Annotated in this window: 13 protein-coding genes and 1 tRNA gene; 9 read left to right on the forward strand and 5 right to left on the reverse strand. The window is 65.6% G+C overall.

Annotation, left to right across the window (positions count from 1 at the left end):
* Positions 1–16 precede the first annotated feature (16 nt).
* The 4 genes from VK98_RS03195 to VK98_RS03210 form a co-directional block, all read right to left on the reverse strand.
* The gene (locus VK98_RS03195; protein WP_048412665.1) at positions 17–1,129 is read right to left on the reverse strand and encodes a class II histone deacetylase; all 1,113 of its coding nucleotides are present in this window, start codon (positions 1,127–1,129) and stop codon (positions 17–19) included.
* Positions 1,126–2,292, reverse strand: coding sequence for an MFS transporter (locus VK98_RS03200; RefSeq protein ID WP_048412674.1), 1,167 nt, complete (start codon positions 2,290–2,292; stop codon positions 1,126–1,128). Before VK98_RS03200 ends, VK98_RS03195 begins: the two co-directional genes overlap by 4 nt.
* Positions 2,293–2,408: 116 nt before the next feature.
* Positions 2,409–3,194: an ABC transporter substrate-binding protein gene (locus tag VK98_RS03205; protein ID WP_053077192.1), complete on the reverse strand. Its 786-nt coding sequence runs from the start codon at positions 3,192–3,194 to the stop codon at positions 2,409–2,411.
* A 166-nt stretch (positions 3,195–3,360) separates the two neighbouring features.
* Positions 3,361–3,436, reverse strand: a tRNA-Ala gene (locus VK98_RS03210).
* A 177-nt stretch (positions 3,437–3,613) separates the two neighbouring features.
* On the opposite strand from VK98_RS03210, the gene hpnC reads away from it, so the two are divergent.
* From hpnC to VK98_RS03250, 8 genes are all read left to right on the forward strand, one after another.
* Positions 3,614–4,426 carry a squalene synthase HpnC gene (gene hpnC, locus VK98_RS03215; RefSeq protein ID WP_048412666.1) on the forward strand — a complete coding sequence of 271 codons (813 nt, stop codon included), beginning with the start codon at positions 3,614–3,616 and terminating at the stop codon, positions 4,424–4,426.
* A 77-nt stretch (positions 4,427–4,503) separates the two neighbouring features.
* Positions 4,504–5,349, forward strand: coding sequence for a presqualene diphosphate synthase HpnD (gene hpnD / locus VK98_RS03220; RefSeq protein ID WP_048412675.1), 846 nt, complete (start codon positions 4,504–4,506; stop codon positions 5,347–5,349).
* 7 nt (positions 5,350–5,356) lie between these two features.
* Entirely contained in the window at positions 5,357–6,625 is a 1,269-nt protein-coding gene (gene hpnE / locus VK98_RS03225; RefSeq protein WP_048412667.1) for a hydroxysqualene dehydroxylase HpnE, read from the forward strand.
* Between the two features lie 61 nt (positions 6,626–6,686).
* On the forward strand, positions 6,687–7,442 hold the full coding sequence (locus VK98_RS03230) for an SDR family oxidoreductase (protein ID WP_048412668.1): 756 nt from the start codon (positions 6,687–6,689) through the stop codon (positions 7,440–7,442).
* A gap of 16 nt (positions 7,443–7,458) precedes the next feature.
* Entirely contained in the window at positions 7,459–8,022 is a 564-nt protein-coding gene (locus tag VK98_RS03235) for a hypothetical protein (RefSeq protein ID WP_048412669.1), read from the forward strand.
* A 27-nt stretch (positions 8,023–8,049) separates the two neighbouring features.
* Entirely contained in the window at positions 8,050–9,411 is a 1,362-nt protein-coding gene (radA, locus tag VK98_RS03240) for a DNA repair protein RadA (protein WP_048412670.1), read from the forward strand.
* A gap of 168 nt (positions 9,412–9,579) precedes the next feature.
* The gene (locus tag VK98_RS03245; protein WP_048412671.1) at positions 9,580–10,140 is read left to right on the forward strand and encodes a sigma-70 family RNA polymerase sigma factor; all 561 of its coding nucleotides are present in this window, start codon (positions 9,580–9,582) and stop codon (positions 10,138–10,140) included.
* Positions 10,137–10,316 carry a zf-HC2 domain-containing protein gene (locus VK98_RS03250; RefSeq protein ID WP_048412672.1) on the forward strand — a complete coding sequence of 60 codons (180 nt, stop codon included), beginning with the start codon at positions 10,137–10,139 and terminating at the stop codon, positions 10,314–10,316. The genes VK98_RS03245 and VK98_RS03250 overlap by 4 nt, the downstream gene beginning before the upstream one ends.
* Positions 10,317–10,436: 120 nt before the next feature.
* Here the strand turns inward: VK98_RS03250 and VK98_RS03255 are convergent, their stop codons facing one another.
* Positions 10,437–10,796, reverse strand: coding sequence for a DUF2325 domain-containing protein (locus VK98_RS03255; protein ID WP_019104007.1), 360 nt, complete (start codon positions 10,794–10,796; stop codon positions 10,437–10,439).
* 714 nt (positions 10,797–11,510) lie between these two features.
* Between VK98_RS03255 and VK98_RS03260 the strand changes: the two genes are divergently transcribed.
* A complete protein-coding gene (locus VK98_RS03260) occupies positions 11,511–14,051 on the forward strand; it encodes a TonB-dependent receptor (RefSeq protein WP_053077193.1) in 2,541 nt (846 codons plus the stop codon).
* Positions 14,052–14,232: the final 181 nt, after the last annotated feature.

Raw genomic sequence — 14,232 nt, forward strand, 5'->3', positions numbered from 1 at the left:
TGATCGCCGGGTTTGCTCAGAATCCGCGCCGCTCGGCCTGCGCTTCCAGCAAGCGCGTCTGCAGTTCGCGCATCGGCGCGCCGGGCTGTTGCGCGACGATCAGCTCCAGCAGCGGGTCCGCCACCTCGGTGCGGACGCCGGACAGCGCCTCCAGCGCGGCCAGGCCGCAGAAGGGCACGTAGGCTTCGGAGTAGCCGCCTTCGTGCAACAGGACCAGCCGTCCGCCCGCCTCGGCGTCGGCGAAGTCGGCCAGTTGCCGCGTCATGGCGCGGAAGGTGTCGCTGTGCGCCTGCATCCGGGCCAGGGGATCGACGGCGTTGGCGTCGTAGCCGCAGGCGACGATGATCAATTCGGGCCGGAAGCGTCGCAGCGCCGGCAAGACCAGCAGCCGCATCGCGTCCAGATAGGCCTGGTGGCCGCCGCCGGGCAGCAGCGGGATGTTCAGATTGGCGTCCAGGCCGTCGCCCTCGCCGCGCTCCTCGGCGCCGCCGGAACCGGGCGGGTAACAGCCGTCCTGATGCAGGGACAGGGTCAGCACGTCGCCGCGTCGGTAAAAAATCGACTGGGTGCCGTTGCCGTGGTGCACGTCCCAGTCCACGATGGCGACGCGGCTCAGGCCGTGGCGGGCGATGGCCAGTTCCGCGGCGAGGGCGGCGTTGGCCAGGAAGCAGAAGCCCATTGCGCCGTCCGCCGAGCAGTGATGGCCGGGCGGGCGCGACAGCGCGTAAGCCTTGTCGGCCTCGCCGGCAAGCACGGCGTTCACCGCGGCCCAGGCCAGACCGGCGGACAATTTGGCGATTTCATAGCTGCCCGGGCCTATCGGCGCCTGCGGCCCCAACTCGCCGCCGCCGGCGTCGCTGAGCGCCTTGAAGCCTTGCAGATAGGCGGGCGTGTGCACGCGCAGCAGATCCTCCTCGGCCAAGGGCGGCGCGCCGCGCACTTGCAGCCGGGCGCTGAGGCCGGACACGTCCATCAGGCTTTTCAGCCGGCGCTTGCTGTCCGGGGATTCGGCGTGGCCGCCGCCGGACGGCGGCTGCACCCAGCCGCCCACCGGCAGGATCTGCGCGTGCGGGCCGACGCTATGCCATAAACAGAGCTCGTCAAAGAGAAACGCGGTGCGGGAGGTCATTGCGGACTCCTGATCGTTGTGGGCCGCAGCGTCAGCAACAGGGCCAGCGACAGCGCGGCGAGCCCCATTGAAACGAGCAGCAGGGTTTGCGGGTTTTGACCGTGGGCGGCCATCAATTCTCCGGCCAGCGCCGGCCCCAGCGCCAGGCCGCCGCCTATGGCCAGATTGACGGTGCTCATCAGCCGGCCGCTGCGGTCCAGCGCGGCCAGCGTGGCCAGGATGAAGGGCAGGATGAAGGTCCACGCGTATTTGAAGACGAGCGCCGCCGCCGCGAAGCGGCCGACGCGCGGCGCGCCCAGCAGCAGGGCCAGCGACAGCAGCATCAGCCCGTAGCCGGCGATCAGCAGACGGCGGCGCGATCCGCGGCCGCCTATCGCCGCGGCGCAGACCGAGCCGACGATGCCCATCAAGGTGGCCAGCGCCAGCCAATCGCCGCTTTGCCGCGGCGTCAGGCCGGCCTGGGCGGCGATGCCGCCGATGAAGGTCCAGGTGCCGCTCAGGCTGACGTAGAAGCACAAGGTGGCGGCCGCGCCGACCAGCGCCGGGCGCCAGGGCTGCGCCTCCGCGTCGGCCGGCCGGCCGGGCCTGGCCGCCGAGGGCGGGAAGCAGCGGGCCAGCGGCAGGCACAGGGCCATCAGCGCCGCCAGGCTCAGATAACAGGCGGCGATGCCGTAGCGGGCGAACCAGGCCGGAAACAGCGCCAGTCCCAAGGCGCCCAGCGCCAGCTGGCCGGAAACCCACAGGCCGTAGGCGCGGTCCGGGTTGGCGCTGGCCGCCGCGGTGGACAGGCACAGAATCATCAGCGAGCCGCCGGCCAGCGCGCTGAGCAGCCTGCAGGGCAGCAGTTCGGCGTAAGTGGCGGCGAAACAGGAGGCGAGGTTGGCGGCGATGAACAGCCCGCCGGCGCAGGCGGCGGCGCGGCGCCAGTCCACGCGCGGCAGCCAGAGATAGGCCGGCAGCGTAGCCAGGCTCATCGCGCCCAGCTCCACCGCGAACAGGCGGCCGATCCGTTCCGGCCCCAGACCGAACTGGCCGGCCAATTGGCTGGCCAGCGCCGGAGCGGTCATCAGCACCAGCGGCGCGACGGCGGCGAAGGCGATCAGGGCGATCAGGCCGCCGCCGCGGACGGGCTCGGCGGTGTGGGCAGGCAGGCGAGCAGTCATGTTTTCCCCGCGGCGCGAGTCGTGAACCAGGCTTACGCTCGCAAGATTCGCGCGGAAGGGCAAGCGGGCGCGCGGCGTTTTGCCGATTTGGGATAGCGGGGGCGCAACAGGGGGCGTCAGCGGTTGAGCTGGCGCAGCGCGTCTTGCAGGGCTTTGCGGTAGTCGGGAGATTCCCGTGTTTGGGCGATGGCCTCCCAGAGTTGGCGGGTCAGCTTGGGATGGCCGTCGGCGAAGCGGCGGGAAAAGATCAGGTAGTAAGGCTTGGCGACCAGGTCCGGCCCCACTTTTTCTATCCTGTCCTTATAGAGGGGATTGCTCGCCAGCAGGCTGTCGCCGGTCAGCGTGGGCAGGGCCAGGGCGCCGATGCGGCGCGCCAGCAGCTTGTTCAGGTTCTGTTCCGGGTTGCGCGAACTGTCGTCGACCGGCGCGCCCAGCGCCTGCAGTTGGGCGATCACCGAGAAGCCGGTCTGAGCGCCGACGGCGCCGTCCAGATGGCTGAGGCTCTGGCCGTCCCAGTCCAGTTTCGAACCCTTCAGCCGGTACAGGCTGTAGCCGTCCAGATGCATGCGCATCGCCGGATCGGGGGCGTCGCCCTTCATCGGGTAGACGCCGATGCGCAGGCGGTCCGGCTTGAAGCTGATCTCGAACACGCCGTCGATCTGATTGTTTTGCACCTCGCTCAGGCAGCGTATCCAGGCCATCTCCCGGATTTCCAGCTTGATATTGGTTTTCTGGGCGGCGGCCTTCAGCATCAGCAGGCTCAGGCTGGGGCCGTTCTGGCTGCGCCACGGCGGCGAGTCCATGTCCTCGGTGCACAGCCGCAGGGCGGCCGGGCGCGGCTCGGCCGCGACGACGGGCGCGCACAGCGACAGCAGCAGGAAGATCAGGCGGACTCGCGGCATACGGAGGCTCCGCGACGGGAGGCGGAATGAACTTGCTTTAGTTATTTGCGCCGCAACAAAAAAAGGCAAGCGGGAAAAGGCGGGGGAGAAATGCAAAAAGCCGATTCCTCGGAATCGGCTTTCGCTGCGCGCCGCATCGAGCGGCGTCTTGCTGTGGCGCAGTTTTTGGTGGAGGTAAGCGGGATCGAACCGCTGACCTCTTGCATGCCATGCAAGCGCTCTCCCAACTGAGCTATACCCCCGCACCGGCTGCGTTTCACAGTGCTGCGCAGTATATGGCAGGGCCCTTGGCTTGTAAATAGCCGGCTTCACTTTTTTTGGATAATTTTCTGGAGGCGGCGCGGCCGGCGGCATAGGAGCGCGCCGGGATGCTCGGTTATAATCGCCGATTCGCCGGCCATACAACAGGAAGCAAGCCGATGTCGGTTGGGCATTACGAGAATTTCCCGGTGGGCTCCGTCCTGCTGCCGCGCAGGATGCGCCGCGCCGTGCATGCGATCTACCATTTCGCGCGCTACGCCGACGATGTGGCGGACGAGGGCGACGACGCTCCCGAGCGGAGGCTGGCCGAACTGGACCGGCTGGGCGCGGAGCTGGAGCGCATCGGCGCCGGCCAGACGCCGGATACGCCGTTGATGCGCAATCTGGCGGCGGCGATCGCCGAGCACGGCCTGGATTTGCAGCCGTTTCACGATCTGCTGGCGGCTTTCCGCCAGGACGTGGAAAAAACCCGCTATCGCGATTACGCGGAGCTGGCGGACTACTGCCGCCGCTCCGCCAACCCGGTGGGCCGGCTGATGCTGGCCCTGTACGGCGAGAACGATAGGCGCTCGCTGGCGATGTCGGACGGCATCTGCACCGCGCTGCAGCTGATCAACTTCCTGCAGGATGTGGAGCTGGACTGGCGCAAGGGCCGGGTTTACCTGCCGCAGGAGGATTTGCAGCGCTTTCGGGTGACCGAGGCGCAGATCGCCGCGCGCGACGCCGGCGGCCTGTGGCAGCCGATGATGCGCGCCCAGATCGAGCGCGCCCGCAAGATGTTGCAGGCCGGCGCGCCGCTGGGCAAAGTATTGAAGGGCAGGATGGGGCTGGAGCTGAGGCTGATCATCCTGGGCGGGGAGCGCATCCTGAAGAAACTGCACGACTCCGGCGGCGACGTGTTCCGCAGCCGTCCGGTGCTGAACTGGCGCGACTGGCTCTATATGCTGTGGCGCGCGGCGCGCGCCAAGTGAGCGCCGCGGCGCGACGACGATGAATATGATTGAAGAACGGCGGCCCGCCGCGGCCGCCGCTAGGACAGGAGTGGCGCGTGACGCCTGATCAGTATTGCGAGGACAAGGCCGCCGCCAGCGGCTCCAGCTTCTACTACAGCTTTCGATTCTTGCCGGAGCCGCGCCGCCGCGCGATTACCGCGCTGTACGCGTTTTGCCGCGAGGTGGACGACGTGGTGGACGAATGCCACGACCCCAATGTGGCCAGCGCCAAGCTGGCCTGGTGGCGCGGCGAAGTGGCCAAGCTCTACCAGGGCGCGCCGGAGCACCCGGTGATGCAGGCGCTGCAGCCGCACGCGCGCGCCTTCGGCCTGCCGCAGAGCGAGCTGGAGGAAATCATAGACGGCATGGCGATGGACCTGAGCATGGCGCGCTATCAGCGCTTCCAGGACCTGCTGCTGTACTGCCACCGCGTGGCCGGCGTGGTGGGCCAGCTGGCGGCGCGCATCTTCGGCTATCGCGACGAGAAGACGCTGGAGTACGCGCACGAGCTGGGCATCGCCTTCCAGCTGACCAACATCATCCGCGACGTGGGCGAGGACGCGCGCCGCGACCGCATCTATCTGCCGATGGAGGAGTTGCAGCGCTTCAACTGCCCGGCGATGGACATCCTGCACTACGAGGAAAGCGCGGCTTTCAAGGCGCTGATGGAATTCCAGATCGAACGCGCGCAGCAGTATTACCGCCAGGCCTGGGAGATGTTGCCGGCCACGGACCGCAAGGCGCAGCGTCCCGGCCTGCTGATGGCGGCGATCTACCGCGCCACGCTGGAGGAAATCAAGCTGGACGGTCCGGCCAAGGTGCTCAATCAGCGGCTGTCGCTGACCCCCATCCGCAAACTGTGGCTGGCATGGAAAACCTGGACCTTCGGCTACCGGCCGTGAGCCGCCGATGAGCAAGCCGCGCGTCGCCGTGATCGGCGCCGGCTGGGCCGGCCTCGCCGCCGCGGTGGAGCTGGCCGGCCGGGCGGAGCTGACCGTGTTCGAGGCCGGGCGCGAGCCGGGCGGCCGCGCGCGCCGCATCGGCGTGCCCGGCAGCCGGCTGGACAACGGCCAGCACATCCTGATCGGCGCCTACCGCGAATGCCTGCGGCTGATGGCGGCGGTGGGCGTGGACGAGAGCCGGGCCTTGCTGCGCCTGCCGATGAATTGGCGGCGCCAGGGCGGCATCAGCCTGCGTTGTCCGCGGCTGCCGGCGCCCTTGCACCTGGCCGCCGGCCTGTTGACGGCGCGCGGCGTAAGCTGGGGCGACAAGGCGCGGCTGGCGCTGGCCCTGCAGCGTTTGAAAGGGCGGGGCTGGCGGGTGGAGCCGGATTGCGCGGTGACGCAATGGCTGACGGAGCAAGGACAGTCGGAGGCGCTGACCCGCGAGTTCTGGCGGCCGTTGGTGCTGTCCGGCCTCAATACGCCGCCGGAGCTGGCGTCGATGCGGGTGCTGGCCGCGGTGCTGCGCGACAGCCTGGGCGCGGATCGCGCCGCCAGCGATCTCTTGCTGCCGAAAGCGGACTTGTCCGCGCTGTTCCCCGAGCCGGCCTGGCGCTGGCTGGCCGCGCGCGGCGCGGATCTGCGCGCCGGCCGGCGCGTGCGCGGCGTGGCGGAGGATTCAACGGGGGTGAGCGTGGACGGCGAGCGTTTCGATGCCGCCGTGCTGGCGGTGGCGCCGTATCACGCGGCGGAACTGACGGCGGATCCAGCGCTGCGCCAGCTGACCGATGCTTATCGTTATTGGCCCATCTACACCGTCTACCTGCAGTTTGAAGGCGTGCTCCGCCTGCCGGCGCCGATGTGCGCCTGCAGCGGCGGCGTCGCCGACTGGCTGTTCGACCGCGGCGCGTTGATGGGCGAAACCGGCTGGGTGGCCGCGGTGATGAGCGCGCCGCAGCATCTGGACGCGCTTGCGCAAGAGGAACTGGCTGCTCTGGTGGAGGCCGACGTGCGCCGCCTTGATCCGCGCGCCGGCCGGCGGCTTGATTTCCGGGTGCTGGCGGAGCGGCGGGCCACTTTTGCCAGTTTGGTCGATATGAGGCGACCGGCGCAGCCAAGCCCGGTACAATCGCTTTATTTGGCGGGAGATTGGACGCATGCTGATTATCCTGCCACTTTGGAGGGGGCCGTTCGAAGCGGCGTCGCAGCCGCCCGCGCGGTGATTGGAAGACTGTGAGCCATCCGGCGGCCGCAGAAGCGCGCCGCCGATGGCCCTGATTACAAGATAGCGAAAAAAAATGACGACAGATATCGCCTCTAACGCATTTCAAGGCCGCGTGGTGCTGGTCACCGGCGCCACCCAGGGCATAGGCCGCGAAGCCGCGCTGACTTTGGCGCGCCACGGCGCCACCGTGGTGTTGCTGGCGCGCAGCGTCAAAGGCCTGGAGAAGGTCTACGATGAAATAGCGGCCGCCGGCGGGCCGGAGCCGGCGGCGGTGCCGCTGGACTTGCTGAAGGCGGCGGAGGGCGATTTCAACAATCTGGCGATGATGATCAAACGCGAGCTGGGCCGGCTGGACGGCATCCTGCACTGCGCCTCGCATTTTTACGCGCTGTCGCCGCTGTCCAATCAGACGGTGGAAGAGTGGATGGACCAGTACCGGATCAATACCGTGGCGCCGTTCGCGCTGACCCGGGCCTGTCTGCCGCTGTTGAAGGACTCGCCGGACGCGGCGGTGCTGTTCGTCGGCGAAACTCACGCGCTGCACCCGGCGCCGTACTGGGGCGGTTTCGGCGCGTCCAAGGCCGGCCTCAACTACCTGACCCAGGTGGCCGCCAACGAATGGGACGTTTACCCGCAGCTGCGCGTCAACCAGCTGATCCCGGGGCCGGTGAATTCGCCGCAGCGCAACCGTACTCACCCGGGCGAGGACAAGTCCGAGCGCGGCGATCTGGCGGACTTGATGCCGCACCTGGTGTATTGGCTGGGGCCCGCCAGCCAGGGCCGCAGCGGCGAGATCGTGGAACTGGATTTGCGCGCCCGGCGCGCTTGAGGGGAAGGGGCGAGGCATGAGCATAGGGCGATGGCTGTGGTTGCCGCTGTTGCTGGCGTTGACCGGCTGCAACTGGGTGGGCAACGTCACCGGCTTGACCAAGGACGCCAACAAGGCGATAGGCGCGGCCTGCCGTCAGACTGGCCGTTCGCTGGAAGAGTGCTATCTGCGCAATCCCGAAGCCGACAAGGCGGCGATCTACGCCGGCTGGCGCGAGATGAACGAGTACATGGCCAAGAACAAGCTGGACACCATGGAGCCGCCCAAGGAAGCGTCCGCCCCCGCCGGCATGCCGGCGCCCACCGCCAGCAGCCACGGCGCGGCGTCCGCGCCGACGGAAAAATCCAGCGCCAACCTCTCGTCCTCCGGCCCCAGGCCGCTGAGCAACGAAGAGGCCGAGCGCGCCGCGCGCACCGATCCGCAAGTGGAGGCGGTGCTGGCGGCGATACGCAACAAGCCCGCCGGCGAGGGCGGCGAGAAATCCAAGGCCGCCTCCGGCGCGGAGCCGGAGCAGAAACGTCTGCTCAACATCATCAATGAACTCAATAAGAACAGCCCTGCGCCTGGTTCGCACGGCTGAGCCCCTCCACTTCTTTCCGTTGTCCTGATGGCAAAAATCAAAACCGTTTTCAGTTGCGCCGAGTGCGGCGGTCAAACGCCCAAATGGCAGGGCCAGTGTCCGCATTGCAATGCCTGGAACACCCTGACCGAGGCGGTGCAGGCCGCGCCTGCGGCCAACGCCCGTTTTCAATCCTGGAGCGACAGCGCCACCCAGGTGCAGAAACTGTCCGATGTGCAAACCGAGGAAGTGCCGCGCGACCCGTCCGGCATCGACGAGCTGGACCGGGTGCTGGGCGGCGGCGTGGTGCGCGGCGCGGTGATCCTGATCGGCGGCGATCCGGGCATCGGCAAATCCACGCTGCTGCTGCAGGCCTTGTCCGAAATCGGCGCGCGCCGCAAGGTGCTCTACGTGTCAGGCGAGGAATCGCCGCAGCAGATCGCGCTGCGCGCGACCCGACTGTCGGTGGCCACCGAGCGGGTCAACCTGCTGGCGGAAATCCGGCTGGAAGCCATTCTGGAAACGCTGAAGCGCGAGCAGCCGGAAGTGGCGGTGATCGACTCCATCCAGACCCTGTACACCGACCAGGTGACCTCGGCGCCGGGCTCGGTGTCCCAGGTGCGCGAATGCGCGGCGCAGTTGACGCGAATGGCCAAGCAGACCGGCATCACCATCCTGCTGGTGGGCCACGTCACCAAGGAAGGCTCGCTGGCCGGCCCGCGCGTGCTGGAGCACATGGTGGACACCGTGCTGTATTTCGAAGGCGATTCCCACTCCAATTACCGGATGATACGCGCGATCAAGAACCGCTTCGGCGCGGTCAACGAGCTGGGCGTGTTCGTGATGACGGACCGCGGCCTCAAGGGCGTGTCCAATCCCTCGGCCATCTTCCTGTCCTCGTACCGCGACGATGTGTCCGGCTCCTGCGTGCTGGTCACCCAAGAGGGCAGCCGCCCGTTGTTGGTGGAGATCCAGGCGCTGGTGGACGATTGCCACGGCTTCCAGCCCAAGCGCCTGACCGTGGGCCTGGAGCAGAACCGGCTGGCCATGCTGTTGGCGGTGCTGCACCGCCACGGCGGCGTCGCCTGCTTTGATCAGGACGTGTTCCTCAACGCGGTGGGCGGGGTCAAGATCAATGAGCCGGCGGCCGACCTGGCCATCATCCTGGCCATGGTGTCCTCGCTGCGCAACAAGGCCTTGCCGGAAAAGCTGGTGGTGTTCGGCGAAGTGGGCCTGGCCGGCGAGGTGCGCCCGGTGGCGCGAGGCCAGGAGCGTCTGAAAGAGGCCGCCAAGCTGGGCTTCACCCGCGCCATCGTGCCGCAGGCCAACCGGCCGCGCCAGCCGATAGAGGGGTTGCAGGTGATCGCGGTGGAGCGCCTGGACCAGGCGGTGGACTTCTGCCGCGAATGAGCGGTAAGAGCCTGTTTACGATCTGCTGCGCGTCGTGGAGCGTGGCACGGTGAGTACAACTTCGAAATGCTCATGTACCGTGTGTACACTCCGCTTTCTCAGCTGTTTTCGCCTTGTCTCGCTTTAGCTCGCGAGATCGTAAACAGACTCTAAGAAAGCGGATAGGGAATGATAGAAGACCGAGACATAGAAGCGGAACGGCCGTATCTGTTCCGCTACGCGCTGGCGCAGCTGCGCGAAAGAGACGCCGCCGACGAGGCGGTGCAGGAGACGCTGCTGGCAGCGCTGGAGTCGCGTGCCTCCTTCAGCGGCAAATCCACGCTGCGCACCTGGCTGACCTCCATCCTGCGCTTCAAGCTGATCGACGCCTTGCGCCGCAAGGGCAAGGAGAAGTTGTTCGAATCGCTGGAGGACGAGGCCGACGACGGAGATTTCGACGGCCTGTTCAGCCACGACGGCCACTGGCGCGAGCCGGTCAAGGCCTGGAGCGGCCCGGAGCAGTCCTTGGTTTCGCGCCAGTTCTGGGAGGTGTTCGAACAGTGCTCGGAAGTGATGCCGCGGCGCACCGCGATGGTGTTCGTGATGCGCGAGGTGATGGGCATGGAGATTGCGGAGATCTGTAAGAATCTGGAGATCACCGCGACCAACTGTTCCGTATTGCTGTATCGCGCCCGCATGAGCTTGCGGGAGTGTTTTTCGATCCGCTGGAGCCGGGAGGCTAGCGTATGAAGTTGAGTTGTCGTCAGGCCAGCCGTTTGATCTCGGCCTCTCAGGACCGTCCCTTGAGCCAGTGGGAATACGTGCGCCTGCGCGTGCACCTGTTCATGTGCGGCAATTGCCGCAATTTCTCGCAGCAGCTCAAGCAGTTGAGCGAGGCCGCGCGGAAGGCGGGGCGCGGCGAATAGCCGCTTGTTTGAAGCGCGGCGAACAACCGGCCTTGTGGCCGGTTTTTTCTTGCCCGCGGCGCGGGATAAAAAGAAGCCGGCAGGAGCCGGCTTTTAATTTCAAGGGTGGTAAGAAAAAACTCAGCGCTTGCGCTTGCCGCCGCCGCTCTTGGCCGCCGCGCACTGATGCGGGCAGGCGGCGCACTGGCTGTCGTTGAGGCCGGCTCCGGTGAGCGATTGCTTGAGCGCACAGACCGAACGGCGGCAGGCGATGAAGCGGATCTGGTTTTCCGAGGCCAGTTCGCGGAAATGGCGCATCACGTTGTGGCCCAGAAAATCGGTGAACAGGATCAAGAGGTCGGTGCCGGCCGGCAGCCGGTCCACCTTGCGTTGGTGCGAGCTGTTGCGGCCGCTGACGTGACGATGGATGTTGATGCCGAAATCGCGCAGCACATCCGGAATATTGCCGAGGGTATCGGCTCCCACAAGCATGGCATTCATTGGACATCCCTCCTGGGTGAATTTTTAGAAATGATAATCGTTATCATTTAGCTGGTCAATCACAAACTTTGAAAATGGCAATCAGGACAGGGGTGAACTGTGGTGGATCGGCCGCGCAGCTTGCGCCGCTTGGCCCCGCCGGGCGGAGAGGTTGCAGGCTTCGCATGAGCGCGGCTCATGCGCGGGCCGGTGGGGGCGGCGAGGGCGGTCGGCGATGGGGATCGGCGTTTTGGCGGCTGAGGCGCGCGGCGTTCCAGGCTTAGAGAGCGGCATCCCAATAAATCATGGCTGTTATCAGGTTTTCACATGTAACAAGTGTTAAAAACAAAGAATAATAAGTATTTACGCTGCCCGGTTTTTAACGGGATTGCAAAAAAGCAACATGACCATGGGATTGAAACATGCTTGTTTTTTGTAGCTACTGCTCTAAATATGCATTTGGTTTTTCGGCGGCGTGGATTTCGAATTCCGGTTAGACGCTTGTTTAATAAAGGTTTTGAGTCGTTAAGAAGTATTGCTTCAAACATAGTGCCTGCTCGCTCTGAAGATGGCGGGGGGCGGCCGCGGAAAAGTTTATTGACGCTGGTCATGATTAATTCGCACACTCGGATCGCCTTCGGTTCAGATCAAAAAATGAGCACGACGATGCTCTCGATAGAGCCATAAACCCGACGAGGTCAGTGGCCAAATGAACTTACAAGGGATTGGAGAATCATGAATTGTCGCAAGAAGAAAATCGCGCTGGCGCTCGCCATGCTCGGTGTCGGCGCCGCGTCTCTGGCTTACGCCGACGACAACAGCGCCACCCTGGACCGGGTGGAAATCACCGGTTCCAACATCAAGCGCTCCATCAAGCAGGAGCAGGCGATCCCGATGACCATCATCAAGACCGACGACCTGATCAAACAGGGCATGACGTCGGTTGAGCAAGTGGTCAACAGCCTAGCTTCCAACCAGTCCTCCCAAGGCGCCAATGCCGCGGTAGGGGCCTCCACCGGCGGCGCCTCCTACGCCAGCCTGCGCGGCCTGGGGCATCAGTACACCTTGATCCTGCTGGACGGCCGTCGCATCGTAAACCAGCCGATGGACGGCACCTCGGTCGACCTCAACGCCATTCCACTGACAGTGATTGACCGCATCGAAGTGGTGCGCGACGGCGCCTCGGCCATTTACGGCACCGACGCCATCGGCGGCGTGATCAACTTCATCACCAAGAAAACCATGCAGGGCCTGTCCATCGGCGGCGAGCTGCTGTCTCCGCAGCGTTCCGGCGGCCAAGAGCGCAGCGTCAACCTGTCCTACGGCTACGGCGACCTGGGCAAGGACGGCTTCAACATCTACGGCGCTTACGAGTATCACAAGACCAACAAGATCATGGCCACCCAGCGCGATTTCGCGTCCCAGATCACCAGCAGCACCAAGCGCAGCGTCAACAGCTTCCCCCCCAACTACCTGTTGCCCAGCGGCGACCTGATCACCGGTTCGCCCAATTGCGCGCCGCCGTATTCGACGCCGGACGGCAGCGGCGCTTGTTCGCAGCTGTATTCGCTGTACCCGTCGATCCAGCCCGAGATCGAACAGCAGACCGGCGTGCTCAAAGGCACTACTCGCATCGGCGACCACGAGCTGTCGCTGCAATACTTGGTGACCGAGACCAAGAATACTACCTGGGTGGCGCCTACCCCGTTCGCCGGCGACGTCAGCTCGCCGACCGCGCCGGGCCAGAACCCGGCGGACGGGCCGTTCCCGGTCTATGGCCGTTCGGTGCCGGCCGGCGAGCGTGTGGACAGCACCACCGCCACCACCCAGCGTCTGCAGATGAATCTGGAAGGCCTGATCGCCGGTTGGGATTACCGCGCCGGCCTCGGCCACTCGGAAAGCAAGGTTACTCACGATCTGCAAGGCGGCTATCTGAGCCAGAGCAAGCTACAGAACGCGCTGAACAACGGCTTCGATCCGGGCACCGCCGATCCGGCAGCCTGGAAGCCATTCTCGTCCAGCGGCCGCATCGAGCAGGCCAAGTCCAAGCTCGACCTTGCCGACTTCAAGGTCAGCAAGGAAGTGCTGCAATTGCCGGCAGGCATGCTGGCGGTGGCCATCGGGGCCGAGGCGCGCCGCGAGACCATCGAGCATACCTATAACCATGCGCTGTCCACCGATACGCTGAGTACTGGTCTGACCAAGACCAACGACGGCAGCGGCCAGCGCAACGCCCAGGCCTTGTACGGCGAGGTGGACATCCCGGTGATCAAGCACCTGGACGCCAACCTGGCGGTGCGTTACGACCACTACAGCGACTCCGGCAGCTCGGTGAACCCCAAGGTTTCGCTGAAGTACCAGCCGATGCCGCAACTGCTGCTGCGCAGCTCCGCCAGCACCGGCTTCCGCGCGCCGTCGCTGTACGACATCAACCAGCCGGCCCAGCAGCAACTGACCGCCAAGAACTATACCGACCCGGTGTTGTGTCCGGGCGGCGTGGCTCAGCCCGGCGCCGGCTCGACCTCTTGCGTCAAGACTCAGCAAAACCTGATGACGGGCGGCAACAAGAACCTGCAGCCGGAAAAGTCCTCGTCCATCTCCTTCGGCATGGTGCTGGAGCCGGTCAAGGACCTGACCACCAGCGTGGACTTCTGGTGGACCAATATCCAGAACTCCATCGGATTGCTGAACGAGCAGACCATCTTCGCCAACCCGGTCAAATACGCCAACCTGTTTGTCCGGGATTCGAAGAACAACCTGCTGTACGTGACCGACCTCACCGACAACCTGGGCAACACCAGCGCCGCTGGCGTTGATCTGGGTTTCTCCTACCGTCTGCCGCGCACCTCCATCGGCGACTTCACGGTGAACCTGGACGGCACCTATATCAGCAAACACAGTTTCCAGTACGAGAAGGGCGGCGACTACCACAGCGACTTGGGCGCCTACGTCAACGGCAGCCCCACTTTCCGCTGGCAGCACAATCTGGCGCTGAATTGGATGCGCGGATCGTGGAGCGGCATCCTGGCTCAGGATTACAAATCGGGCTACACCGATTCCGACCCCAGCCACATGGTCAAGCCTTACTCCACCTGGAACCTGTCCGGTTCCTACGCCTGGAACAAGCAACTGACGGTGACCGCCGGCATCAAGAACCTGTTCGACCAGCTGCCGCCGTGGAGCAATCAGGGTGAAACCACGCCCCAGGGCTATGACCCGCGTTTCACCGACGCGGTCGGCCGCGCCTACTTCGTGAAGGCCAGCTACAAGATGTAACTCCGCCATGCCGGGGCGGTCTTCGCCGTCCCGGCAGGAGGGAGGACGCAGGAACCGGCTTTCACGCGAAAGCCGGAGTGGCAGATGGCGGCCGAGCCGGCCTCCGGTCCGTTCACAAGACGGGGTAGGTGCCGGCCCAAGCCGCAGCAATTGTGGGTATAAACATGACGAGCATCGCAGC

This window comes from Chromobacterium sp. LK11, assembly GCF_001043705.1.
Taxonomy (GTDB): domain Bacteria; phylum Pseudomonadota; class Gammaproteobacteria; order Burkholderiales; family Chromobacteriaceae; genus Chromobacterium; species Chromobacterium alkanivorans.

Excerpts from the sequence above, each read along its gene's own strand:
- VK98_RS03235 (WP_048412669.1), top strand. The coding sequence starts at position 7,459 with ATGAGCATAGGGCGATGGCTGTGGTTGCCGCTGTTGCTGGCGTTGACC.
- VK98_RS03205 (WP_053077192.1), bottom strand. The coding sequence starts at position 3,194 with ATGCCGCGAGTCCGCCTGATCTTCCTGCTGCTGTCGCTGTGCGCGCCC.
- VK98_RS03200 (WP_048412674.1), bottom strand. The coding sequence starts at position 2,292 with ATGACTGCTCGCCTGCCTGCCCACACCGCCGAGCCCGTCCGCGGCGGC.
- VK98_RS03195 (WP_048412665.1), bottom strand. The coding sequence starts at position 1,129 with ATGACCTCCCGCACCGCGTTTCTCTTTGACGAGCTCTGTTTATGGCAT.
- VK98_RS03250 (WP_048412672.1), top strand. The coding sequence starts at position 10,137 with ATGAAGTTGAGTTGTCGTCAGGCCAGCCGTTTGATCTCGGCCTCTCAG.
- radA (WP_048412670.1), top strand. The coding sequence starts at position 8,050 with ATGGCAAAAATCAAAACCGTTTTCAGTTGCGCCGAGTGCGGCGGTCAA.
- VK98_RS03245 (WP_048412671.1), top strand. The coding sequence starts at position 9,580 with ATGATAGAAGACCGAGACATAGAAGCGGAACGGCCGTATCTGTTCCGC.
- VK98_RS03260 (WP_053077193.1), top strand. The coding sequence starts at position 11,511 with ATGAATTGTCGCAAGAAGAAAATCGCGCTGGCGCTCGCCATGCTCGGT.
- VK98_RS03230 (WP_048412668.1), top strand. The coding sequence starts at position 6,687 with ATGACGACAGATATCGCCTCTAACGCATTTCAAGGCCGCGTGGTGCTG.
- VK98_RS03255 (WP_019104007.1), bottom strand. The coding sequence starts at position 10,796 with ATGAATGCCATGCTTGTGGGAGCCGATACCCTCGGCAATATTCCGGAT.
- hpnE (WP_048412667.1), top strand. The coding sequence starts at position 5,357 with ATGAGCAAGCCGCGCGTCGCCGTGATCGGCGCCGGCTGGGCCGGCCTC.
- hpnC (WP_048412666.1), top strand. The coding sequence starts at position 3,614 with ATGTCGGTTGGGCATTACGAGAATTTCCCGGTGGGCTCCGTCCTGCTG.